Below are 23,922 nucleotides of genomic sequence, written 5' to 3'. Positions count from 1 at the left end.
TAAAATCTATCAATAATTTATTATTTAGTAGTAATCAAGTTTAAAACGGATCGATGCTTGATATTTCCCAGCACGTAGTGGTGTTCTATCTGAAACAATTTTAAATTGGTAATTTAAAAGGTGATTACCATCCTTTATATTTTGAGGCGATAATTTTTTCCCAGGGCTGATATTCTCTCCAGTTGAATCAGTTAATGATAATGCAATGCCTTGAGCAGAACCTGACACGGAAAACCAATTGCCATTAACTGGAGCTTCAAATGAAATATCAAAAGTTTTCCACAGTTCCCCTGAATAAGACATTAGCTTGCAACCAATTAATGTAATAAAAAAATCCTGAGCTTGTCCCTCACCTTGATTCTTTATTAATGAGAGAGGTAAAACTCCCATATCAATAGACTGTTCATAAGATCCTGTATCAATAGCGCACGCGGTATCGATAATGCTGCCTTGCATTATTAAATCCATTGAGTTTTTTGCAAAAGAATATCTGGAAAATATTAATATAAATGGTAATAAAAAAATAACTTCTTTTTTATTTATTCTCATATTATAGCCATTAAGATATACACCACGAGTCTCATTAACTCGTGGTGAAAGAGCATCTTATAAAGATTTATTTAGTTATATGCTAATGTAAAGTTAGTCACAGCTTGGAATTTACCGGGTGTTACAGGAATAACTTTGCTATCTTTATCAACTAATTTTAATCCAATTAATGATGCTTGGAATTTTAATGTATTATTTCCTTCAACATAATTTTGTTTAGCACTAGAGTTAACTTTAATTTGAGAGCCGGAGCCACTCATGATCTTGACTGCTGCACCAGTTGCATCGCCCGTAATTTGTAAATAGCCCGTATTGGTTCCCACTTCGGTTCCTTTAAAGGTGACAGCCACTTGATTATCACCTTTGAGATTACAACCTTCTAACTTAATCTGGAAAGGCTGTGCCGATGATTCGCCACCATTATCTAAAGTCACATTAGATACTTGGCCCAATGCGACTTCTTGGTTTTCTTCACCCGGAGCAATAGAACACGGCGCTTCAATAATAGAACCAGAAAATGTTACTGTTCCGCTACCTGCATTAACAGCTAATGCAGATGTACTCATTACGCCAGAAATCATAGTTGCTAAAATAATTTTTTTCATACTGTCCTCAAACGATAGATATAGATATAGATATAGATACACATATAACCAATTACATGTGTTTTAAATAAATAAATAAATAAATAAATAAATAAATAAATAAATAAATAAATAAATAAATAAATAAATAAATAAATTTCGGTTAATAAAAATAAATCATATCAGAAGCTAATATTTTATTTTTTAATATAGCGGCACTGTCTGAAGGTAATTTTTGAACCTCAGAAACAACATATTTGATTAATCTTTCAAATGGAATATTTAAAGCAACTGTTATATCAAATAACATATCAATACTAAACTTATTGATTCCACGTTCATAACGGGACATCTGCTGCTGAGAAATATTTACTTTTTTTGCTAACTCACATGCAGAAATACCATTTTCTTTTCGAATTTTCCTTATGACTAGCCCACAACATAGGGAAAATATATTCTCTGATGAACTGTCTTTTTTTAAATCCAAATTAGTTTTATTCATAATTAATAACTGCACCTAAAATTAACACCTTTAACTTAATTGGTTTTAAGAATAGTTTCCTTAAGTGCTTACAATTATAAAGAATGATTATTTTAAATCAAACTTATGGAAATATTAGACTCTGCAAAAATAGCTATATTTACACTTTTTACAATTCAATTATTTTTTTATATAACAGCACATTACGTAATATTAAAGTTTTTATTCTTTTTAAATAAATCAGATTTAGACATTAACATTCCAATATTTATATCTATAAAAATAATAAAAACAATACTTTTACCTAAAATTAACGTTTTTTAATAATTACTAGCAAATAGTAACAAAAAAACTTAATTATCATCAAAAAAACACAAATAGAGAGTAATGAAAACATCAAGAAAGAAACTATAAAACAAAAAAATCAAAATAAATCAAACCATTAAGCCGCACTCTTTTTTCGAGTAAGAATCTGCATGAAATTACAATTAAATCCTTGTTATAAATAATTAATCACTGTAATTAAGTGATACAATTAATTTATCTTAAAAAATACCATTTTAAATTGAGACATTAATAATTGAATAAAAAATATAATTTCTCATCAATTTACACATTCCCACTCCCCTATATTGGAAACTTGAGAGTTTGCATATAGGTAATCAATTTTTTCAATTCTTGTGTAAAAAACCAAGATAGTGATAATGGTCGCTGAAGTTATCGCTGAGGCAGATTTTGCACTCTTTTTAACATCGCTTTCACCAAATAGGGTCATCTTTCAAATTTAATCGGTAATAACGTTATTTATCGGCTTTGAGGCTTTGAGGCTTTGAGGCTTTGAGGCTTTGATAAATAATTTTAAAAACATCTTTTTCTTGCTCAGGAAAAATCAAATTAGCGGGAGTTGATGATATTTCGTTGGGATCCGTTACTGGAATAATTTTTCCATTCTCAAGTGACGAGTCTATTTTCTAGATAGTTAAATTAACGAGCCTTGCTGTATTAACCGTATTTTCAATTTCTTTTGCTAATGAGTCTTCATATGAAGTTAAAGCTGATATCGCCTTTCACCACGTCAATTTTGTTCATTTCAATCAGCTGCTTCACCTGAGCTTTATACTCTTTAGTCAATGCCGCTTGCTTTTATTGATCACTCAGTTGCTTATCGCGCTCGAGCTGCGCTTTTTATTCTCTTCTACCGCTTTTCTGACTTCTTTGACTTCTTTAGCCTGTACTCGTGATTTCTTCGCTGTGCACTGTACTTTCACCATTTTTACTGGTGATGAGTCCCGCTTGGAGCATTTGCTCTTGTAAGGTAAGTTTTGCGATTCTTGCTCGATGAGTGATGGAAACATGATGTCATCAATTCCCCTCAAAAATGTCGGTGTGACCAACAATAATCTGAATTTGTTTCAACCCCACAAATAAAACCAGCGTCTTAAATGTATGTGTCATTTTAAATACATCTTAATGTGATCTGAATCACAAACACCAACAACTTAAGTGAAATTAAATGTCATTAAATGTCATTGAAATAACATTTCGACATATTTTGTATATCTCATTTTTTTGAATTCATAATTGTTACTAAACATGTATTTAACAACGCACAGCCTATCTAACTGAATTTTACTGTTATTTTTATATTTTGCATTATCAAACATTCATACCATTGGATTTTCTTAAAATGTAACTATGAAAATATATTTATAACGATATATAAATCTAAAATTTACTACTATAAAGGATTTATTGAGATTTTTTCACTGGCGCTTTAAGCCACATTACGAGTATGGATATCGCAACCTTTTGTAATTTATTTATTTTAACAAACTCACAGTGTTGGTAATGTGTAAATCATGCTTTGGTTAAAAATATTGCCAAATTTTACCCTATTGTTTTTTACTCCTATTTTGTTTAAAAATAAAAACAGATTCGTGCTTACGCATTTATTTTATTTAATATGTTTTGAAATTGATTCTTATTTAAGGTTTATGATGAGTTTGAAAAAAATAGAGAGAATTACAAAATCATTTTCTCAAGCTATCGCAGATGAAATTGCAAGCTTAAGAAGGAAAAGATTATTATCAGGTAGACAATTAGGTTCACTCATTGGAGTCTCTCAACAACAGATTTCACGCTATGAAAATGGTGTTTGTGAAATAACTTTATCTACTTTATGTCTTTTACTTCATTACTTGGGTGTATCTTTAGAATCGTTCTTCTTCTTTGTTTCTGAACGCATAGAAGCCAAGGAACCTGAGCTTTACGGTGAGTTTAGTTTATTATTTGAGCAACATGGTGCTCTAATTTCAAAATAAATCACAGTGGATTAATAACACTAAATTAGTGTTAAATTTAATTTCATTTAAATTAAACGGATTTATTAATTAATATTCATACTATTAATCCATAAAAAAACCAGTAAATTAAAAAATCCATTAATCATGGATATTTTCTATTTGTTTTAATAAACATTAAAACATGGCCTTATTTAAAATTATCTATTCTTTTTTAATTAAGGAAATTAAATCAATGAAAAATCATTGTAGTCACGCTTGCCCCTAGCACAATGAGCGCGACTGTTTTGCTGTGAATATGGGTAAAGGTATCACCACTTTCACGGGTTTCTTGAAGTACGTTTTATTTTGTTTTTTATATATAAAGGAATTTCAATATGGCTTTTAAAAAATTAGCGTTAACAACATTATTCGCTGGCGCTTCCTGTGTCAGTTTAAATGCAATGGCAGCACCTTCTGCAGAAGTGACTCTGCAAGGGATCCTGACCAACACAACCTGTAATGTCACCATCAATGGTGGTAAATCAGTCTTAAACGTCGGTGTTTTAAAAACCTCTGTCGGTAAAGCAGATTCAGACTTTGCCGCTGTCAATGCAATGTCCTCTACAACCGTTGATATGCCAGTGACTTTAGTCGGTTGTGCCAAGGGTGAAAAGGGTAACCTGATCATTCAAGGTATTACTTCAGTGGGTAACAACGAACGTAACCTCTTTGTTTCTGACGATTCGAAAACCGTTGGTTTTATGATTGAAGACGAAGCTAAAGCAACCGTGACTAATGGCGAAAAAATCGCCTTTAACATTGAGCCAGAAAATACTGACGCTCAATACACCTTCAAAGTCGGTATGGCAACGGCAACAGATGCACCTGATGCAGGTTCCTACAGTGCACCCATCTTAGTTGCTTATATCGTTGACTAATTCGATTTAATTAACTCAGTTGACTGAGGTAAGGCGGGCACCGTCTTACCTACATTCTGCCACGCACACTATGAGGATAGACAAATGCGACATAACCGATTTATGCAAGGGATCTGCGGTGGCTTGCTATTGCTATCAGGTTCATCGATAGCCGGGATCGCTATCGACACCACTCGAATTATCTTTTCAGAAAGTGATAACACCACCGGAAAAAGCGTGGGGATCTCCAGCTCTAGCCAATCACTTACGCCTTATTTAGTCAAAGCACAGATTTTGCAAACCCCCTATGGCGACAATGGTGAAACTCCCTTTGTAGTGACGCCTTCGTTATTTCGATTAGAGTCTGGTTCCACGAATCAAGTGCGCATCATGAAAAAAAATGTGGCACTTCCACAAGATAAAGAATCTGTTTTTTATTTTCGTACTGTCGCTATGCCGACCAGCGAAAAAGGGCTGAATGCCCCACAAAATAATATTGATGGTGCAGTACAGGTATCAACGGGAAATATCATCAAGCTGTTTTATCGCCCGAATCATTTGGGCATGACCCAGCCACAAGCGATGAAATCGCTGAAATTTTCGAGCGTGAATAATGGGGTTCAAGTGTCCAATCCTTCCCCGTACTACATCACCTTAGACAGCGTAAAAATTGCCAATAAACCCGTTCCGTTGAGCGCAGCCAAGGGAAATAACATGATTGCGCCGTTTAGCAGCATCACCTATTCCCATGTTCAACGACAAGGCGCGGTTGAATGGAAAGCCATTAATGACTATGGCGCAAAGGACGAGTTTCATGCGCAAATTCAATAAATGTCTCGTCGTTTTTTTCGCCGTGTTACTTAACGGATGGCACGTAGCACAGGCCGAAAATACCGAGATTAAAGCCGTCATTACCGATGATGTCGGGTGTGAAATTCGCATTCCCAATTCATTGCAATTTACCCCGATGCGTACATCCGATTTTCAAGGCGCAATAACCACGCATCAAATTAAACCCTTGAAAGCGCAGTTTATTTGTGTGGATAAAACGGGAAATTTGACCCCAAAAATTACGTTACAGGGAAATACCCCCTATAACGAAAGCACCATTTTCTTAGATGGAACCCCAAACAGCACAGGGTTTATGTTACGCCTCAGTGATGGCACGCCGCTCTCCCTGAGTGATTTTTATGACACAAGCAAAGCGTTTAAACGCGGTGAACAGATTGCCTTAACCCCACTGACCAAAGAGAACCATCACCAAACTGAAGAGACTTTTCTCGTGGGTTTAGTCGGGCCCGTGGATGGGGAAGCTATCCCCGGTGAATTCTCAGCCTCATTGACGTTTAACCTTATTTTTCAGTAAGACCTAAAAATAGGAAATCATCATGACACTGACTAAACAGTCACTCTATTCCCTGCTCATCCCCACCGCATTGTATGCGGTAAGTCTGGGGCAATCCGCGATGGCGGCAACCTCGGCCACCACCAAAATCAGTGCCAGCATTGTCGGCGGGGGCTGCCAGATTACAGCCCCCCCGACCGTTTCGATTCGTAACGGGGATCTTATTCCGGCTGAAGATATCACCACGACCAGCGATATCAGCGAAACCTTTGATATCACCATTCTCGGCTGTAAAGGTTACGGGTTAACCCCCTCGATAACCATCGAAGGGGATACCGATAGTGCCTCCGGTGAAGATCTGTTTGTGAGTACCGGCAGCACCAGTACAGGCTATGGCATTCTATTGTCGACGGCTGGCAATACTAACTTCGAAGGTAGTGACAACCTGGCAACGGATAAAAAAATCACGGCACTCGCCACCAAAGAGTGGGACAAAACCTTTGCCAGCACATTGGATGGAAAAGTTCCACTGAAAGCAACCGTCAGTTGTGGAACCTGTACCGCCAATGACTTACAAGGTGGTGAATTAACCGCCTCATTAACGTTTAATTTTTTCTATAACTGATTTTCAAGGCTGTTAATAACAATGATACGAAAACTTTCTTTCTTTAGCGTGATTGTAGGGTTGCTATTACCAGCCGGTGAATTACAGGCAGGCAGTGCCTCAACCACCCTTTCATTTTCCGCTTTTTTTTATGGTGGTAGCTGCGATGTGACGGTGCCAAGTACCGTCACCTATAACAATGGTGCGCCACTGCCTTACGATGAAATTCCGAATAATCAGCAACGTCACCAATTCACGTTAACCCTCTCAGGGTGCCAAGGCTATTTTTTAACACCCAAAATTGCGGTCAAAGGGAACACCTTCACCGCGGATAACAATGAACAGCTGTATGCCGATGCATCCAGCACCACAAAAGGCTATGGCGTTAAGCTATCCACCCTGGGGAATACGCTTTTTAATGCCAATGACAATACGGCCAAATCCGGCAATGAGGTCATTACCATCAAGACATGGCCATCGGGTGGAACCAGCGATGTAGAGAGATTAAATAGCTCACTTGATTTTACTGCCGTGCTCGCCTGCGGCACCTGCACCGCCAGTGACAATTTACAAAACGGTGAGCTCATCGCGACCGTCACGTTTAGCTTCTTATATGACTAATTGGGTAATAAGTATGTTTTTAAATCGTTTCTCTGACTACCGCGCTCTGATTATTCTATTGATATGCAGCAGTTTTTCGACGCACTCCTTCGCCGCAGAAGGCGGACTGCGTTTAGCCCAAACACGCGTCGTGTTCGATGCAGCGAACCCAAATGCCAAAATTGCCATCAAAAATAGCAGCTCGCAGGTCTACTTAATCAAAGCGGATGTCATCAATACACCGGAGGGTAATGCACACAAACCCGCACCGCCGTTCATTGTGACACCGCCGATGTTTCGTTTAGAAAAAGAGAGCCAAAACACGCTGCTCATTGTGCGTAATGGGGCTTCGGCGCTGCCGACAGACCGAGAATCCGTGTTTTATTTAAGTTTATTAGCGATCCCAGCCACCACAAAAGCTAACGCCCCCGAAGGCGAGATGACCAGCGCGCAAGTTTCGGTGGGGATCCGCAACGTTATCAAACTGTTTTATCGCCCAAAAGGGTTACCCATGAGCGTCGAAACCGCCTCAAGCCAACTGACGTTTCGCCAGCAAGGTCAACAGCTCGAAGTCAGTAACCCAACACCGTATTACATCACGTTGGCGCAATTGAGTGTGGATCAGCACCCCGTTGATGTACGAGAGCTGGGCCCTATGATTGCACCATTTTCAACACAAACCTATCCAATAAAAGAAAATGCGACCCATGCAGAATGGAAAGTGATTACCGATTATGGGGACATGAGCCCTGCTTATCAGGGAAAAATCCTATCAGGAGAGGCCAGCAATGATAAACGCTAACATTTTGAAGGTTAAAAATACTCTGTTATGTCGCCTCACTGGCGGAATATCCCTATTGGCGATACTTTTTGCGATGCCCGTTTTGGCGAATAACATCCAAGATCAAATTAACGGACTAACACTACACTCGACGCGCATTGTTTACCCTCAAGATGCAAAAAACGGGGTGACTTACACCCTCACCAATAATACCGCGATACCGTATTTATTACAGGCGCGCCTATTACCTTGGGAAGATCATTCATCAAGCCAAGAAGCGAATGATAATACAGAAATAGCCAATGATAATCTGACGGCATTTATTGCCTTACCGCCGTTACAGCGCTTCGAACCGGGCGAAACGCTCACATTGCGCATTCTTCAAAAACATCATTTACTCGCGCAAGATAAAGAGTCGATTGCGCAGTTATCACTGACTGCGATCCCCGCCCAGTCAAAAGAGGCGGCTGAAGGTGCGCAAATGATCTTGGCCGTACAAAACAACCTGAAGCTGTTTTATCGCCCTGCGGGATTACCGGAACACAATCTAGATAACATCGCCGAACAGCTGCAATTTCAGCGCACGAAAAACACGTTAACCCTGAAAAACCCAACGCCTTTTTATGTCACGTTGGCATCACTTTCTCTCGGGAGAACGGATGTTAATTTAAGCCAATCGCGAATGGTTCCCCCCTTTGGTGAGATGCAATGGCCTCTTGATGCCAGCCATGTTGCAAACGACATTCATTGGCAGCTCATGAAAGACGATGGCGGAACCGACAAAATGAGAACACGCCAACTCTCAGTAATGTAACCACAACCGACAGATAAGCATATTCACCCGATGCACATTGGCAACGGGGGGATTCTTGCATTCGCAAGATAAAGGAAGATCATGAAAAAAGCCCATAAAATTGCTGAAAATCAGCCTAAAATCCCTTTTTTCCGATATCACCCGCTGGCGTGTATATTGCTATTGGCGGTCGCTCCAACACAAGCCGAAGATTACTTTGATCCCAGTTTTTTAGGGGTAGTGGGTGAAAACACAGACGTGGATTTATCCGCCTTCTCACAAGCCGGTGGCGTTGCTGAAGGGGAATACACCGTGTCCGTTTTTGTTAACCAACAGGACGTGGGGCAATTTACACTTAATTTTATCAAAAATGCCCACGGTGAAATCGCACCGGAATTAACCCCCGCACAGCTCGACACGTTTGGGGTCAATGTGCCACAAATTCCGGTCCTGAAAGACTTACCTAACGGCGAGTTTATTTCAGATTTAGGCGCACTGATCCCACAAGCAACAACCCGATTAGATTTGTCACGCTTACGATTAAACATCAGCGTGCCGCAAGTGGCGATGCAATCTCAAGTCAATCGTAATGCCGATCCGTCATTATGGGATGATGGTATTCCCGCATTAATGGCAAACTATAACGTCAGCGCAGGCCGCACCACGAGCCGCTATGATCACGGCAAAAAAAACCAAAATACCAACGTATTTGCGTCTGCACGATTGGGCGCTAATGCGGGGCCGTGGCGCTTGCGCAGTAACCTCACCCATTCTCGCTTTGAATACAGCGGAAGCGAGAACCAATCGGCGACGACCAATACCCAAACCTACTTCTCCAATACCACCCTATCACGGGATATTCGTGCATTGCGCTCGACATTGTTAGTGGGTGAAAGCAGCACGGGCAGTGATGTATTTGATGGTGTGCCCTTTAAGGGCGTGCAACTGACCTCCAACGAGCAGATGCTGCCAAGCCAATTACGCGGCTATGCGCCGGCAATCAGTGGTGTTGCCAACAGCAACGCCCGCGTCACTATTCGCCAAAATGGCAATATCGTGTACGAAGCCTATGTGGCTCCGGGTCCCTTTTATATCAATGATATCCAGCAAGCCGGCTTATCTGGGGATTATGATGTCACCGTCACCGAAGCCGATGGCGCTGAACGCCAGTTTGTGGTGCCCTACTCATCCTTACCCGTAATGCTGCGCCCCGGCGGCTGGAAATACGAAGTGGCCTCTGGCCGCTATAACGGTAATTTAACCACCAGCTCGCGTCGCTCTGACTTTATTCTCGGTACCGCTGTTTATGGGCTGCATAACGATGTCACTCTGTATGGCGGTGCCTTGCTGGCAAAAGATTATCAATCCCTGAGTGTCGGAACGGGGGTCTCTTTAGGTGACTTCGGCGCTGTCTCCACTGACGTCACCCACTCATCGTCAAAGTTCACGTACTCTAACCAAGTGGCCAGTTCCAATGAGCGTAAAACCGGGCAATCCTACCGTATCCGTTACTCAAAAAGTTTAATGGCAACAGGCACCTCGGTGGATTTAACCGCATTACGTTACTCCACGGAGCATTTCTATAATTTCAGCGAATTTAATAGCCAAGGCTATCGCCTTGAAGATGGTCTTAGCCCGTGGACGTTGCAGCGTCGTCGTAGCAGCTTCCAAACCCAGCTCAGCCAACAGATGCAACAGTATGGCTCACTGCATTTTCGCGCTAACCGCGATGATTACTGGGGCAGCAGCCGAACCTTAACCGGTTTATCCATGGGCTACAGCAACAGTTTTAAAGGGGTCAGCTACGGTGTGAATTACAATATCGACCGCGTGAAAGACAGCCGCAATAATTGGCCGGAAAACCGCCAGCTCTCCTTTAACTTAAGCGTGCCGTTTAGTCTATTTACCCAAGACCGTGATTTACAGTCAATTTATGCCACCTACTCCCTGAGCCATGACCAAAATGGGCGCACGCAAAATAATAGTGGTCTCAGCGGCAGTTTTATGGATGGCAAGCTGTCTTATGGCGCGTCACAAAGCTGGGGAAATAAAGGGCAAATCGCCAACACCAACCTAAATGCGGGCTACCAAGGCGATAAAGGCAGTATCAGCACCGGTTATAGCTATAGCAATAATTCCCAGTCAATCAATATAAACGCCAGCGGCGGCGCATTACTCCACGCCGAAGGGCTGACCTTAAGCCGCTCTATGGGGGATTCTGTTGCACTCATTAGTGCGCCGGGAGCCGAAGGCGTCAGTGTTAATGGCGGAACCGCCGTGACCGATTGGCGAGGCTATGCCGTGGCACCTTATCTCTCCGACTATAACAAAAACAGCATTGGCTTAGACCCCAGCACGCTGCCTGAAAACGTCGATTTGCCGCAATCCAATACCAATGTTTACCCAACAAAAGGCGCGGTGGTGAAAGCTAACTTCCGCACTCGTGTTGGGTACCAAGTGTTAATGACCTTAAAACAAGGTGCTAAATATGTGCCATTTGGGGCAATTGCCACCTTAATTTCCGATAACAGCGCTGACAACATTAGCAGCATTGTGGGGGATGCAGGGCAAGTGTACCTCACGGGGTTACCTGAAACGGGGGAACTGTTGGTGAAATGGGGAGACGCCGCCGCACAGCAATGTCAGGTGAGTTTTGATTTACGCCATGTGGACGTCTCTGCGGATATGCCAATCCGCCAAGTGACATATACCTGCGGTGCTGAAAGTAAAACAGAAGCGGTGTTACCTGCGAAAGAGCCCGTTAGCCTTGCTTCAGAGATACAGACATTAGATGACCTAGCGAATGAAGAAAAATCTCCATTTTCACAATGGACAAACTTTGGGTAATAAAAGGATTAAAAAAATATGAAATATTATTTTTATAAATTGATTGGAAGTATTTGTTTTTTCTTGCTAGGTCAGCCTCACGCTTTATCTCTTAGCGGGCCCTCTGGTGAATATGATATAGGAGGTGGTTTAGTATGGAGCGATGCTGTTAATGATACATATCGTTCAGCAACTGGTTGGGGGTACCAAACTCTGATGGATCAAAGCTGTTTTGCCTTTAACATTCGCAGTACAGATGATAATTCCGTTTTTAATCGTGCAAGTACAACATATACATCCTCAGATGGTAAATATACAGGCTTAAAAATTGCTGAAGACATCCTTTTTATTGTAAAGGATGCGACTGCTAATACTTATGGAGGCGGCGGGGATAATGGTGGAGCCACGTTTAATTCTTATGGAAAGACGACTGCGACGGGTAGAGCAGTGATCCAAAAGTCTCCCTTTACATATTGTGTGACAGGGACATCTTATACTAGTTTTCCAAATCCAATGGGGGCAGGAAGAAGTCTATCTTTTAATGGAGTAGTTGCTATTTATGTGGGGCCTAATGCACAGCCAGGGAGGTATAGCATTCCTGCTTTCTATGCTGGCCTATATATGGAAACAGGGATCCCCCTTTCTTCAGCAGGATATATCACAATAAAAAACAAACAGTTATCCTGCTCTATTTCTGCACCACCTAAGATTGATTTTGGCAAGGTCAATGTTTGGGATTGGGAAGGCAATACCTCCGGTACACCAGGAGGGAGCCGTAAGGATGTTTTAGGGGTAGTGGATGGGAATTTTTCCATAAATTGTACCGGTGATAATGACGTTGTAAATCCGGCTAAATTAACACTTAAGGGAGACACTCAAGGTTATGCGAATGACTTAAAAATGACGATGGATGTCACCGGTGAGGTTGCCCCTGCAACCGTACGAGCATCGATTAAATCAATTTACTCAGCATGTTCCTCTAATGGTATATATTTTAATTCTGGAACAGACCCTGAACCAGGAAATGTTGTGGACTTAGGCAAACTCACCGCCGGTTCACACCAAGTACCTTACCGTTTTAGCCTTTGCGCTCTTGGACAAGGCTTTAAAATTGGTGCAGCCTCCGCTTCTGCCACCGTCACCATTGATTGGGAATAACCTAGGTGAGTTTTCGGGTCAAACAGTGATTATTCTAAATAATAACTAAAGCGGCTGCTCATCATTTAAATTATTTTCCTTCCCTTTAAAAATTAACCATCTCTTTAAATTGCACCTAAAGAGATGGTTACGTTCATTCTTCGCTATTCTTCTGAGATAAATTGTTCTTCATAAGCGTCTAGATGATGCTTAAAAAATTTCTCGAACTCTTCTGCTGACTCAACTAAAACCGTCACCTCGATATATTGCTCGCCAACCTCGTCTGAATGATCTTCAATCATGATAGATTTGCAAAGGATCTCTTCATGGTTTTCACAGCAATACAGTTTGTAGTTCATAATGCTGATATTGGCTTGATAAAACGGTGTTGGTTCTAATTCACCAAAGACAAACCCCATTGGCGGGTCGCTTTTTCCAAGTTCACTCATCCCAATAATTTGGTTTTTGTTAATAATTTTATATTTCATTGTGAAGTCCTTTGTATCTCTTCACCACAAAAATGTTATTTGAAAAAAAACTCAAATATTGTGAAATAAAATTGCATCATAAAATTAACAATGCATGGCAAATTAAAACATTCATATAACACACAACCAACCAGCATATTATCTTATCATCACAAAATTAATTAGTTTATTTTTAATGTAAAGGTGGCTTAACCAATATAATTTAGTGACTTTAATATAACTAGATGACACTAAATATTGGTGTTCAATTTCAATCAATTGCCTGAATTAAGTGAAATGTTGTTAATACCCTTCAGTGTCACTATTCCAATTCTCTTACTGACTCTTGAAAATAAAAGTATTACATCTTATTAAATGCACCCTAAAAAGTTGCTTACTGTTACTTTCCCACCCAAATATTAAGATAATTCTTAATTTTGGGGTGGAAACATTTTTTATTAAAAAAATTATTACATACGATTTTTTACTTATCCAAAATTTAAATTAGCCTAACTAAGTTAACCTAGAGTGCGTTATTTTTACTTATTTGATTAGTCTTTTGATTTTTCAGAATAATAAGCATCAATTATTTATCATTAATTATTTTTATGCTTTAATACTTTGTATCTAAATGTTTTCAAGTGTTTCAAGGTGCAAATATTTACATTTCTCAGTTTATTTCTCACACCTTTTAAGTGAGTATTAGTTATGTTAATATTTTTTTGACTTAAATTTCCCTGTATTTATAGGGATAGTTTTTTAAATGTAGTAACGATAATAAAGAAATGAAATTCATTCTCATAACTTTATTTTCCTAAAAAAGAAAAATTAAACATCTCCTTTAAATATCTCTCATTAACTTATTAATGAGATGGCTTCTAGCACCTTTAATAAATAATGTATTAATTTTTCTTTTATCAATTTAATACTTTTTTGTAAGCAAATAAAAATTACATATTTTTGAATGGAGAGAATGTAATCATGAATAAATATTTAGTTATCGCTGCTTGTATTGTTTCTTCTAATGCAATTGCTGCCTCTAATAATACAATACGTTTTCAAGGCGAAGTTGCTGATGAAACATGTACTGTAACAATTAATGGAAACACCGCGTTACCCGTTGTTTTATTGCCTACAGTATCAAAGAAGGACCTAGCATCATCAGGTAGTACTGCTGGTGAAACACCATTTACCATCGCTGTAAGTGGCTGCACAGGATCGACAACTACAGATACAAATATAAACACCATTTTTGTTGCTAACAATATTACATCCAGTAACCGCGTTGGTAATACTGGTACGGCAACCAATGTTTCTTTAGAACTCATTGAACCAACTGCTGGTAAAGCCGCACTTGATGTAACAGGTACTAAATCTAATGCTGGATTAGTATTAAAACAAAATGAAAAATCGGCAACTCATGACTATGCCGTTCGTTATTATGCTGAAGGTCAAGCTGAAGCGGGTACTGTATTAGGAAGTGTTCAATATTCTATTTCTTATAATTAAGCCCCTAATCTCTCTTCTCAAAAAGAAGAGAGATTGTTTTTATAGAAAGAGCCAAATAATGAAAAAATCTATTTTTTTTATTCTTTTTATTTATGCCTTTGTTTCAAGCGCGTCAGCATCTGTCACGATGTTAAAAACTCGTGTTGTTTATCTGTCAGATACCAAATCAGAAACATTAAAATTAAAGAATAACGACAATACCCCCTATATCATGCAAATCTGGACGGATATTGATAATTCAAATTCAACTCCAGCCGATGCGGACGGCCCTTTCATTGTACAACCGACAGTATTTCGTATTGAACCAAATACAGGTAGAGACGCGAACTTAATTTATACCGGAGGAAATTTACCTCAAGATAAGGAATCCCTATTTTATTTAAATTTAGTGCAAATTCCGCCTCGCGATGCTGCTTCAAGTGAGAATGAACTTTCTTTTTTAATTCGCCATCGCATTAAAATTTTCTACCGTCCAGCATCACTCGCATCAGGTGCAGATGACATAGGGAAACATATTTCATTTTCAGGCATAACGTCTTCAGGTATCGAAGTTAAAAACAACTCACCTTATTTTTTATCATTGAACTCTGTAAAAGTGTTCGGTCAAGCAGGTGAAAAAATAGAATTAATACCAACAATGATCCCGCCATTTGCCAGTAAAAAATTGCCTCTTAAAAATGGGAAAACCATAAACTCCAAGCAAGACAAAATCATATTCTCATTTACCAATGATTTGGGTGGTAATGTCGAATACACGTATAAATATAATTAGTGGATAAAAATAAGATGACAATCAGACGTTGTTCCTATTTAAGGAGAGAAAACCAATCGTTTAAATACAAGATTGCATCTTATTGCTTTATCTCTGTTTTATTTATCTCTAAAGCTAGTGCTCAACATCACGAGCAATCATTTGTCTTTGACCAAAGTATGTTGCTAGGTGGAGGGAAAAACATTGATATTAATAAATTTAGTGAGAATAACTATGTCCCAACAGGGCAATACTTAGTCAATCTTTTTGTTAACAGTAATTTTTATGAAAAAAAAGAGGTTGAGTTCAAGTTAGATAAGACAGAGACCACCTCGCCATGCTTTTCACCTGAAGAATTAGAGTCTATGGGCATTTTGCTCAAAAAGGCCAATGCTTCCATAGAAACAAAATCCGCCCAATGCTTGTTTATTCAAGACGTTATCCCTGATGCTAAAGTGAGTTTTGATTCTGCTAATTTAAGATTAAATCTTCTCATTCCACAGATTTATATCAAACAAGATGCTAAAGGGTTTGTCCCCGAAAGTAGCTTAAATGCTGGAACAGCGATGCTTTTCGCTAATTATGATACTAACTATTACAAAAATAAGTCCAAAGGATACAATTCTGATTATGCGTTTGCCAGTTTCAATGGGGGAATAAATTTAGGTTTATGGCAGTTTCGCCAACAAGCATCGATGAACTACACATCGACAGAAAATAATAGTGGTAAAAAAACAAAATTTAATTGGATAAGAACTTATCTGCAACGCCCTATTGTTTCACTAAAATCACAATTGTTAGTTGGTGAAATATCTACCGCTGGTTCAATTTTTGGCAGCCTTTCATTTAGAGGCGTTCAGTTAATTTCAGATGATCGGATGCTACCTGACTCGCAAAAAGGGTATGCGCCCGTTATCCGTGGTGTCGCCACAACAACCGCTCGCGTCTCAGTCAAGCAAAATGGCGTTGAAATCTACCAAACGACGGTATCTCCCGGCCAATTTGAAATCACAGATTTATATCCAACCAGCTATGAAGGTGACCTGCTTGTCGAAGTTCAAGAAGCAAATGACAAGGTAACATCATTTGTTGTGCCTTTCTCTGCCGTACCTGAGTCTGTTCGCCCAGGATATACTCGCTATGCTATCGCTATGGGTGAATTGAAGAATTTCAACCGAATAAATAATCGGTTTGTCGATGCATCCTTTCAGCATGGTTTAACTAACATGCTAACGCTAAGCAGTGGTGTCCGTGCGGCAGATAAATACTATGCGGCTTCTGTTGGAACAGTACTTGCGACTCAATTTGGTGCCTTTGGACTACAATCCGCCTTTTCTAATGCTGATATCAATGGTGAAACTCACCAAGGTGCGCGGGTTGGCATAAATTACAGCCGTACTTTGTCGACAACAAATACGATCATTACATTAGCAGGCTATAAATATTCAACTGAAGGATTTCGTGAGTTAGCTGATGTTTTAGGTGTGAGAGGAATGAAATCAGAAAATGAAGTCTGGAATTCCAATACCTATAAACAAGAAAGCCAAATGGTGTTACACATCAACCAATCTTTAGGGGAATGGGGACAAGTTTTTACATCGGGTTCAATCAATAATTATTATGGTAACCGTGAACGCGATACGCAATTTCAATTAGGGTATTCAAATACATACAAAAACATTGGATACAGCATTGTTTATAGCCAACAAAAAGTTGGACATGTTAACGACAATTACACGTACAGCGATCAACGTGATAATTCGAAAACCGATAAAATCGTGATGTTCACGGTCTCAGTCCCTCTGGGTGGAAGTTATGATTCTCCTATGCTGATGCTCGGTGGTACAAATAGCGACAGTAATTCCAGCTATCAAGCCAACCTATCTGGAATTATGGGAGAAGACCAAACACTCAGTTACAGCGTGAATGCCGACTATGATGCGAATAATAGAAATGTCAGCTCAGGAATTCATTTAACGAAACAATTTCCTGAAGCGACAATTTCCGGCAGTGTATCTAAAGGTGAAAATTATACTCAAGGCAGCCTTTCTGCTAGGGGAGCCATCGTTGCTCATAGTGGAGGAGTCACCATGGGTCCGTATGTTAGCGACACATTTGCGTTAGTTGAAGCGCAGGGAGCTAAAGGGGCTAGAGTGATTAATGGCTCTGGTGCATCAATTGACAGGTTCGGATATGCAATCATCCCGTCCCTCATCCCTTATCAATACAATAACGTTGGCTTAGACAGTAAAGAAATTGAGGATAATCATGTTGCATTAACTGAAAACTCCCAAAAGATTGCACCTTACGCGGGTGCCAACGTAAAACTGAAGTTTAATACATCCGTAGGTTATCCTATCCTTATCTCTATACCTCAATCTGTATCGTTACCTCTAGGTGCAGACGTTTATGATGTCAACAAACAAGTCGTTGGGTTAGTAGGACAAGGAAATCAGATATACGCTCGAGTTGAACAATTGAATGGCACGCTATCCGTTGCGCAGCAATTAGGCGATTGCCACGTAACGTACAACATTCCTGATGACAAAAAAGCATTAAGTCTCATTTTATTAAATGAAACTTGCGAGTAAGTAAAGGCGATTAAAATGACAACATCTTCTTTTGCAAAAATATTGCTAGCCCTGCTACTTTCTTCTTTTACTAGCTATACATTCGCAACATGCTATCGAATCACATCAATAAATACGAACCCTCGTGACGTATATTATACCGAACCAGGAAAGGGAACGGCTGGGGCTTGGGGAGGGTCTACGGACTCGTCTGGTACAATGGGAACAACGCCAAGAGTTATTAATATTAATAATAATAACTTTCAGCCTTTAGGTTCTTTAATCGCCACAGGATATGTTTCTTTTTTAGATTCTGGTTCTGCACGTTATGAACCAGAACAAATTTTATTTCGTTGTACCGCTGATGAAGATGGGTTTTTAAAAGAATTCTATGCCACCAATGGTGACTCACCCTATGCGGGCATGTATCAAGCGAATCCGGCTTTAGGGCTCGATCAGACCTATACAACCATCGTTAATGGTGTCGGAATTAGGGTTAAAAATGTCAATACAGGGGAGTATTTTTCTCGCTATTGGAAATCTCGCCCACTAACAAATCTAGATAGAGATAGCCAAGGTTGGATTCTGGTTAAAGCAAAAAACTTTTCCGACTCAAGCATAGAGTTATTTAAAATTGACTATGGTTCTGGAGTTCCTGTGCCAGGTGTAACAACGGGGACAGTTTCTTGGACTCAGCCTTCTACCTACACGGCGTTTAAATGTAAGCAATGCTCTTTAAACGTAACGGAGAATGCGGATTCCGCATACTACTATAATGGTTGGTATCTATATTGGCCCGGAGCCATTAATTTGCACCAAAACATCGTTGTTAGACGAGCCGCCACTTGTATGGTTGAAAACGTGACGCCTAATGTCTTTTTCCCATTAATCTCTAAGAATGATATCGATAATAATGTGAAAGTCACCGCGCCTATTAATATTCGATTTCAATGTCAATCCGGTCCCCCTGCAAATAGCGGGCTTTCAGGGTTTGTCAGCGGAACCGCAAATACACAAACTGCGATGGGTTTTTTACCTAACCCTGCAAATATTACCTCTGCCATCCAAGAAAATTTAACCGTCAGTTCGGGATCCGGTGTAACGCATTTGCTGTCAAATGGGTATGGCATGCCAAATATTGCAACCGGCGTCGGGGTTAGATTGTATCAACTTAACGGCACGGCTTTAAATTATCTATCTTCTTTATCAAACACCGGCCAAGGAGCGGCTAATGGGTGGTACCCTGTTCTGACCGATGCTATTTCTGCCGGTGTAGTCAATGGTGTGACGACGTATTCTAAAACAGTCAATGCCTCACTTGAAAAGATCCCTGGTAAAGTCGTCAAACCCGGAAAATTTGATGCGACTGTTCAAGTGATTATTCAGGTTCAATGATAATGAAATCTACCTTATTCGTGTTAATGATATTGCTTTGCTCTTATAGTCAGGCGGCAATGATGATTGAAGGCTCACGGGTTATCATCAAGCATTCTCAAAGAGAAGCGACATTGCCCATTAAAAATACCAGTAAATACCCAGTTATTATCCAAAGCTGGGTTGATGACGGGGCTCCCGATGGCACGCCAGAAAAAGCAAGTCACTCTCCTATCATCTCTATTCCTACTATTTTTCGCCTTAATGAAAACGAATTAAAATACATCCGGTTAGTGAATAAATTTATGCCATCTTCAACAGACAGAGAATCACTTTATTGGCTAAATTTATATGAAATCACACCGACCCCTGACAATGAAAAAGACAATACCAGCATTATCAATGTAGCGGTCAGGCTACAAATTAAAGTCTTCTACCGGCCTGATAACCTTAACGCGACCATTGGTGAGATAAGTGATCAAATCCAATTTACGTTAGATAAAGGAAGCCAACGCTTAATTATAAAAAACCCAACCCCTTTTTATATTACGTTCAATAAACTACAAATGGGTAAAACAGGAGAGCAATTACCGACCATGTTATTGAATCCTTTTTCGGAGCAACAGACTGAAATTAAACAAAATAATACCAATAACAAGATACTGTTTAGCCTCATTGATGATTCCGGTGAGCAAAATCATTATGAAAAAGAAATAATTGTCCGCTGATAATTAAACTCGTCATGCTTCGAATTGATTTTTGAGTAAAAATAGGCCGTGAAATAGTGATAGATAAATCGCAAATAACCGTATTTTGGTGATGAGCTTAATAGGCACAATCCCCTTTCCCCCTCTAACCCAGAATGTTGTATACTTGCCGGCAGGAAATTTATTCACGGTTAATTAATGATGAAAGAAACTGAAAAAACACAAATTAAAACGCTTAGCGACCGCTTAGACCTTGTTCGTCACCAAATGGCAAGTCTGCAGCTGTCCACCCAAGCGGAAAAGTACGCTGAACTTGAAAAAGAAAAAGCGACGCTGGAAGTTGAAATCGCTCGCCTGAAAGAAACGCGTAACAAAAAGCTAAGCAAAGAAGCACAAAAATTAGTGGATATGCCATTCAAGCGCCCTATCACCAAGAAAGAGCAAGCGGATATGGGTAAGCTGAAGAAATCCGTACGAGGCCTCGTTATTGTCCACCCAATGACAGCATTAGGTCGCGAAATGGAGCTGGAAACTATGACAGGTTTTTCTAAGACTGATTTTTAGTTGGAAAATTTGTTTTAAACGATGTTTTGCCTAAATTGAAACACGCGCGGTTTCTGTCTTGGAAAGCGCGCAGCTCGCTGACGAAATTGTGTGCCGCGGACAGAACAGACGCGGTAACCGATGGCGAGGATCATTGAAAAGTTGAAGTATTTTACATTGTACTGCTTTCCATCATCCGCAGTTGTTCGGTAAAACCGAACAACTGAATTTTCGACCTGTTCTCCTTCAGCAAAGATATTGCTGATATGCTCGCTAATAGTGGCTTTTGCTTTCCCGTATAGCTCACAAACTGAAGCTTGAGATAACCACAGCGTATCAGACTCAAAACGGCATTCGACGCGAGTCTGACCATCTTCACTTCGGAATAAAACAAATTCACCCAGTGGTGCGTCAGGAAGATTATCGCTCATCAAATTGTCTCCGTTTGAATCGTCTGAGAAAGGTCCAAAGCCAACAATATACTATGTTGCACATAAAGATAAGATGGTTAGCAAGCGCCATTTGCCCATAAACGCATTAATTAATAGCATTTGAATATCTTATTTTCCGTAGAACAGACGTTATTCATCATGAATGCTGCTATTTTAAATAAAAAATTTAATTATAACTGTCTTATTTTTGGAGATATGGACATAATAGGACGAATGAATAAGTAACTTTAAAATATTTAATCAGATAGCTAAAAATATCATGAGGACAAAATGAAAGAAAATATTAATCTAGAAAAAAAATTTTATAAAAGTTTCAAAAAAATAAATAATACATTTTCTAAAGAAACATTTGAATGTGCAGAAAAAACAGTATCTGATTTATTGCATATAGCGACAACATCAGAACATCCTGGCATGTTATTAGGTAAAGTACAAAGTGGTAAAACTCGTACGTTCATTAGTGTAATAGCTTTAGCATTTGATAATCAATTTGATATTGTTATTGTATTGAGTAAAAACTCAAAAGCATTAATCCAGCAAACATACAAGCGGCTGCGTAAAGATTTTGAAATATTTCTTGATGATAATGAGCTTGAAATTTATGATATAATGAGCTCCCCAAAAAAATTCACAAATTTTGAGTTGGATTCAAAGCTAATATTCATAGCTAAAAAACAAAGTGATAATTTAAAACACTTAATAGAACTCTTCGAAAATAATCCTAAAATGTCTGAAAAAAAAGTGTTAATCATTGATGATGAAGCTGATAATGCATCGATAGGCTATTCAAAGGAAAAAGAAATAATAAACGCCAAAACAATAGCGGGAAAAATTAGTGATCTACGATCTAGAATTACCAATGTAAGCTTCTTACAAGTAACAGCAACACCTTATTCACTTTATCTTCAGCCTACAGAAATTGAGGTTGATAATATCGTAGATTTTAAGCCCATGAGACCAGCTTTTACGAATTTAGTACCCGTACCGAAAGAGTATGTTGGTGGTGATACGTATTTCGGTGAAAGGTCTAGGTCTGGAATAGATACAGTTGAAAGTCTGATTCACTATGCTGTCGATCATGATGAATTTGGCAAACTAAAAAAGCTAGATGGGCGATCTGTTAATATAAATAAACTGCTTGAAATCAAACAAATCCAAGGCTATCGTACCGCTTTAATAACATTCATAGTTGGTGGTTGTATTCAAAGAATTAATGGGATTAAAAAAGGAGAAAATCCCAAAAAATTACTTTACTCTTTTCTTTTACATTCTGAATCAACAAAATTCTCTCACTCTTGGCAAGAAAACTTAACTAATGAGTTATTTGAGCAGCTGAAAAATTCAATAATAAAACAACCAAATTTATTTAGAGATCTTATTCAAATTTCATATGATGATTTGTCAAAATCATTAGAGTTAAATAATGAAATTGTTCCTACACTTGAAGATGTTATTTTTGAAGTAACTGTAGCACTGAATGATGAATATATAACTATATCTAAAGTTAACTCAGAAGAAAATGTCATTAACTTATTAGATGATACAGGACAATTAAAATTAAGGAGTCCTTTAAACATATTTATTGGTGGGCAAGTACTTGATAGAGGCATTACCTTGGCAAACCTGATAGGATTTTATTACGGTAGAAGACCAAATAAATTTCAACAAGATACCGTTTTACAACATTCTCGCATGTTTGGCTATCGCCGTAAAAATTTAGCTATCACAAGGTTTTATACTTCTAGGGCTATTCGCTTAGCTATGCAAAAAATGGAAGAATTTGATGCATCACTACGTGAAGCAATTGAAGCCGGTAATGATAAATCGGTACAATTTATTCGTAAAGCGGAAGATGGAACTATAATTCCATGTAATCCTAATAAAATTTTAGTTTCCACTATTCATACATTGAAAAAATTTAAACGTATTTTACCAATTGGTTTTCAATCTGGTTATAACTCCGGGAAAAATGGCATTTCGAAAAATATAGATAAGCTAGATATTTTAATTCAAGAAATTATCGAATTTAATTCTGGCGAACCAGTATTAATTTCAGTAGATAAAGCATATGAACTATTAGAATTAATTAAATCTACATTACGATTTGAAGAGCCAGATGAAACGCCAGCTTTTGATTGGGATGTTGCATTTTCAGCAATGGCTCATTTATCTGCACAGCATCCTGATAAGGAACAAAGAGGAAAAATATTGTTATGGGCTGCACAGGATCGTAATTCTGCACGATTATCTGGAGAAGGTTCCCATTCAACATATATTGAAACTCCTGATTCCCCAAAAACAGAAGGAAAAATTGCAAGTAAACATGCGATTAATACTCCAATTTTATTTTTACTTCGTCAGAATGGTAATATTGAAAAAGGTTGGAGGGGAGCTCCATTTTATTGGCCTGTGATTCGCGCTCAAGCTAATACTCCAACAGCAATTTTTGCTATGGATATAATTAACTAGCTTCAGTTACTTATTTAATTAATTCAAAATCACATCATTAATACTATAGAAACCCTCTAACTTTATTATATTAAAAATATTTTTTCAGGTTAGAGGATTTCACATAAACACCTAATACTTTTAAAAAGTCATTAAGCATAAAAAATTAAACAGTAATATACTCGAAAAACCAGTGTATTAG

Annotated in this window: 21 protein-coding genes and 2 pseudogenes; 17 read left to right on the top strand and 6 right to left on the bottom strand. The window is 38.7% G+C overall.

Translation table 11 applies throughout. The annotated features are described in order from the left end of the window. Positions 1–24 precede the first annotated feature (24 nt). From LDO73_RS00645 to LDO73_RS00630, 4 genes and pseudogenes are all read right to left on the bottom strand, one after another. A complete protein-coding gene (locus LDO73_RS00645; RefSeq protein WP_224059740.1) occupies positions 25–549 on the bottom strand; it encodes a fimbrial protein in 525 nt (174 codons plus the stop codon). Between the two features lie 71 nt (positions 550–620). Next, positions 621–1,154: a fimbrial protein gene (locus LDO73_RS00640; RefSeq protein WP_224059739.1), complete on the bottom strand. Its 534-nt coding sequence runs from the start codon at positions 1,152–1,154 to the stop codon at positions 621–623. A 142-nt stretch (positions 1,155–1,296) separates the two neighbouring features. Continuing rightward, positions 1,297–1,635, bottom strand: coding sequence for a helix-turn-helix domain-containing protein (locus LDO73_RS00635; protein ID WP_224059738.1), 339 nt, complete (start codon positions 1,633–1,635; stop codon positions 1,297–1,299). Between the two features lie 1,023 nt (positions 1,636–2,658). Beyond that, positions 2,659–2,943: pseudogene (locus tag LDO73_RS00630) on the bottom strand (DUF2058 family protein); the annotation flags it as partial. Between the two features lie 530 nt (positions 2,944–3,473). Between LDO73_RS00630 and LDO73_RS00625 the strand changes: the two are divergent. The 10 genes from LDO73_RS00625 to LDO73_RS00580 all read left to right on the top strand — a co-directional run bounded on the left by LDO73_RS00625 (position 3,474) and on the right by LDO73_RS00580 (position 12,920). Beyond that, entirely contained in the window at positions 3,474–3,935 is a 462-nt protein-coding gene (locus LDO73_RS00625) for a helix-turn-helix domain-containing protein (protein ID WP_224059737.1), read from the top strand. Positions 3,936–4,291: 356 nt separating this feature from the next. Then, a complete protein-coding gene (locus LDO73_RS00620) occupies positions 4,292–4,834 on the top strand; it encodes a type 1 fimbrial protein (RefSeq protein ID WP_224059736.1) in 543 nt (180 codons plus the stop codon). Positions 4,835–4,918: 84 nt separating this feature from the next. Next, a complete protein-coding gene (locus LDO73_RS00615) occupies positions 4,919–5,644 on the top strand; it encodes a fimbrial biogenesis chaperone (protein WP_224059735.1) in 726 nt (241 codons plus the stop codon). Beyond that, complete coding sequence (locus LDO73_RS00610) at positions 5,628–6,179, top strand: fimbrial protein (RefSeq protein ID WP_224059734.1); 552 nt, start codon at positions 5,628–5,630, stop codon at positions 6,177–6,179. The genes LDO73_RS00615 and LDO73_RS00610 overlap by 17 nt, the downstream gene beginning before the upstream one ends. A 22-nt stretch (positions 6,180–6,201) precedes the next feature. Then, the gene (locus LDO73_RS18065; protein ID WP_224059733.1) at positions 6,202–6,783 is read left to right on the top strand and encodes a fimbrial protein; all 582 of its coding nucleotides are present in this window, start codon (positions 6,202–6,204) and stop codon (positions 6,781–6,783) included. 21 nt (positions 6,784–6,804) lie between these two features. Next, on the top strand, positions 6,805–7,383 hold the full coding sequence (locus LDO73_RS18060; RefSeq protein ID WP_224059732.1) for a fimbrial-like protein: 579 nt from the start codon (positions 6,805–6,807) through the stop codon (positions 7,381–7,383). Between the two features lie 13 nt (positions 7,384–7,396). Continuing rightward, positions 7,397–8,164 (top strand): fimbrial biogenesis chaperone, encoded by a 768-nt coding sequence (locus LDO73_RS00595; RefSeq protein WP_224059731.1) that lies wholly within the window; start codon positions 7,397–7,399, stop codon positions 8,162–8,164. Next, positions 8,151–8,957, top strand: a complete 807-nt coding sequence (locus tag LDO73_RS00590) for a fimbrial biogenesis chaperone (RefSeq protein WP_224059730.1) — start codon at positions 8,151–8,153, stop codon at positions 8,955–8,957. The genes LDO73_RS00595 and LDO73_RS00590 overlap by 14 nt, the downstream gene beginning before the upstream one ends. Before the next feature lie 81 nt (positions 8,958–9,038). Beyond that, positions 9,039–11,783, top strand: a complete 2,745-nt coding sequence (locus LDO73_RS00585; RefSeq protein ID WP_224059729.1) for a fimbria/pilus outer membrane usher protein — start codon at positions 9,039–9,041, stop codon at positions 11,781–11,783. Positions 11,784–11,801: 18 nt separating this feature from the next. After that, positions 11,802–12,920 carry a hypothetical protein gene (locus LDO73_RS00580; RefSeq protein WP_224059728.1) on the top strand — a complete coding sequence of 373 codons (1,119 nt, stop codon included), beginning with the start codon at positions 11,802–11,804 and terminating at the stop codon, positions 12,918–12,920. 143 nt (positions 12,921–13,063) lie between these two features. Here LDO73_RS00580 and LDO73_RS00575 read toward each other — a convergent pair whose 3' ends face one another. Then, entirely contained in the window at positions 13,064–13,387 is a 324-nt protein-coding gene (locus tag LDO73_RS00575) for a hypothetical protein (protein WP_224059727.1), read from the bottom strand. Positions 13,388–14,347: 960 nt separating this feature from the next. On the opposite strand from LDO73_RS00575, the gene LDO73_RS00570 reads away from it, so the two are divergent. The 6 genes from LDO73_RS00570 to LDO73_RS00545 all read left to right on the top strand — a co-directional run bounded on the left by LDO73_RS00570 (position 14,348) and on the right by LDO73_RS00545 (position 20,841). Continuing rightward, positions 14,348–14,875 carry a fimbrial protein gene (locus LDO73_RS00570; RefSeq protein ID WP_224059726.1) on the top strand — a complete coding sequence of 176 codons (528 nt, stop codon included), beginning with the start codon at positions 14,348–14,350 and terminating at the stop codon, positions 14,873–14,875. A 58-nt stretch (positions 14,876–14,933) separates the two neighbouring features. Beyond that, positions 14,934–15,647 (top strand): fimbrial biogenesis chaperone, encoded by a 714-nt coding sequence (locus LDO73_RS00565; protein WP_224059725.1) that lies wholly within the window; start codon positions 14,934–14,936, stop codon positions 15,645–15,647. A 14-nt stretch (positions 15,648–15,661) separates the two neighbouring features. Next, complete coding sequence (locus tag LDO73_RS00560) at positions 15,662–18,217, top strand: fimbria/pilus outer membrane usher protein (protein ID WP_224059724.1); 2,556 nt, start codon at positions 15,662–15,664, stop codon at positions 18,215–18,217. Between the two features lie 15 nt (positions 18,218–18,232). Then, entirely contained in the window at positions 18,233–19,591 is a 1,359-nt protein-coding gene (locus tag LDO73_RS18055) for a fimbrial protein (RefSeq protein WP_224059723.1), read from the top strand. A 2-nt stretch (positions 19,592–19,593) separates the two neighbouring features. After that, complete coding sequence (locus LDO73_RS00550) at positions 19,594–20,298, top strand: fimbrial biogenesis chaperone (protein ID WP_224059722.1); 705 nt, start codon at positions 19,594–19,596, stop codon at positions 20,296–20,298. Between the two features lie 180 nt (positions 20,299–20,478). Then, a complete protein-coding gene (locus tag LDO73_RS00545) occupies positions 20,479–20,841 on the top strand; it encodes a YibL family ribosome-associated protein (protein ID WP_224061112.1) in 363 nt (120 codons plus the stop codon). A 65-nt stretch (positions 20,842–20,906) separates the two neighbouring features. On the opposite strand, the pseudogene rhuM reads toward LDO73_RS00545, so the two are convergent. Further along, a pseudogene (rhuM, locus tag LDO73_RS00540) lies at positions 20,907–21,251 on the bottom strand (RhuM family protein); the annotation flags it as partial. 291 nt (positions 21,252–21,542) lie between these two features. Here rhuM and LDO73_RS00535 point away from each other — a divergent pair. Further along, a complete protein-coding gene (locus tag LDO73_RS00535; protein ID WP_224059721.1) occupies positions 21,543–23,741 on the top strand; it encodes a Z1 domain-containing protein in 2,199 nt (732 codons plus the stop codon). Positions 23,742–23,922: the final 181 nt, after the last annotated feature.

This window comes from Providencia alcalifaciens, assembly GCF_915403165.1.
Classification (GTDB): domain Bacteria; phylum Pseudomonadota; class Gammaproteobacteria; order Enterobacterales; family Enterobacteriaceae; genus Providencia; species Providencia alcalifaciens_C.
This window is presented reverse-complemented; position numbering and strand designations above follow the sequence as displayed.

Excerpts from the sequence above, each read along its gene's own strand:
- LDO73_RS00590 (WP_224059730.1), top strand. The coding sequence starts at position 8,151 with ATGATAAACGCTAACATTTTGAAGGTTAAAAATACTCTGTTATGTCGC.
- LDO73_RS00585 (WP_224059729.1), top strand. The coding sequence starts at position 9,039 with ATGAAAAAAGCCCATAAAATTGCTGAAAATCAGCCTAAAATCCCTTTT.
- LDO73_RS00550 (WP_224059722.1), top strand. The coding sequence starts at position 19,594 with ATGAAATCTACCTTATTCGTGTTAATGATATTGCTTTGCTCTTATAGT.
- LDO73_RS18065 (WP_224059733.1), top strand. The coding sequence starts at position 6,202 with ATGACACTGACTAAACAGTCACTCTATTCCCTGCTCATCCCCACCGCA.
- LDO73_RS00575 (WP_224059727.1), bottom strand. The coding sequence starts at position 13,387 with ATGAAATATAAAATTATTAACAAAAACCAAATTATTGGGATGAGTGAA.
- LDO73_RS00625 (WP_224059737.1), top strand. The coding sequence starts at position 3,474 with ATGCTTTGGTTAAAAATATTGCCAAATTTTACCCTATTGTTTTTTACT.
- LDO73_RS00560 (WP_224059724.1), top strand. The coding sequence starts at position 15,662 with ATGACAATCAGACGTTGTTCCTATTTAAGGAGAGAAAACCAATCGTTT.
- LDO73_RS00570 (WP_224059726.1), top strand. The coding sequence starts at position 14,348 with ATGAATAAATATTTAGTTATCGCTGCTTGTATTGTTTCTTCTAATGCA.
- LDO73_RS00535 (WP_224059721.1), top strand. The coding sequence starts at position 21,543 with ATGAAAGAAAATATTAATCTAGAAAAAAAATTTTATAAAAGTTTCAAA.
- LDO73_RS00610 (WP_224059734.1), top strand. The coding sequence starts at position 5,628 with ATGCGCAAATTCAATAAATGTCTCGTCGTTTTTTTCGCCGTGTTACTT.
- LDO73_RS00635 (WP_224059738.1), bottom strand. The coding sequence starts at position 1,635 with ATGAATAAAACTAATTTGGATTTAAAAAAAGACAGTTCATCAGAGAAT.
- LDO73_RS00565 (WP_224059725.1), top strand. The coding sequence starts at position 14,934 with ATGAAAAAATCTATTTTTTTTATTCTTTTTATTTATGCCTTTGTTTCA.
- LDO73_RS00640 (WP_224059739.1), bottom strand. The coding sequence starts at position 1,154 with ATGAAAAAAATTATTTTAGCAACTATGATTTCTGGCGTAATGAGTACA.
- LDO73_RS00645 (WP_224059740.1), bottom strand. The coding sequence starts at position 549 with ATGAGAATAAATAAAAAAGAAGTTATTTTTTTATTACCATTTATATTA.
- LDO73_RS00580 (WP_224059728.1), top strand. The coding sequence starts at position 11,802 with ATGAAATATTATTTTTATAAATTGATTGGAAGTATTTGTTTTTTCTTG.
- LDO73_RS00620 (WP_224059736.1), top strand. The coding sequence starts at position 4,292 with ATGGCTTTTAAAAAATTAGCGTTAACAACATTATTCGCTGGCGCTTCC.
- LDO73_RS00595 (WP_224059731.1), top strand. The coding sequence starts at position 7,397 with ATGTTTTTAAATCGTTTCTCTGACTACCGCGCTCTGATTATTCTATTG.
- LDO73_RS18055 (WP_224059723.1), top strand. The coding sequence starts at position 18,233 with ATGACAACATCTTCTTTTGCAAAAATATTGCTAGCCCTGCTACTTTCT.
- LDO73_RS00615 (WP_224059735.1), top strand. The coding sequence starts at position 4,919 with ATGCGACATAACCGATTTATGCAAGGGATCTGCGGTGGCTTGCTATTG.
- LDO73_RS00545 (WP_224061112.1), top strand. The coding sequence starts at position 20,479 with ATGAAAGAAACTGAAAAAACACAAATTAAAACGCTTAGCGACCGCTTA.
- LDO73_RS18060 (WP_224059732.1), top strand. The coding sequence starts at position 6,805 with ATGATACGAAAACTTTCTTTCTTTAGCGTGATTGTAGGGTTGCTATTA.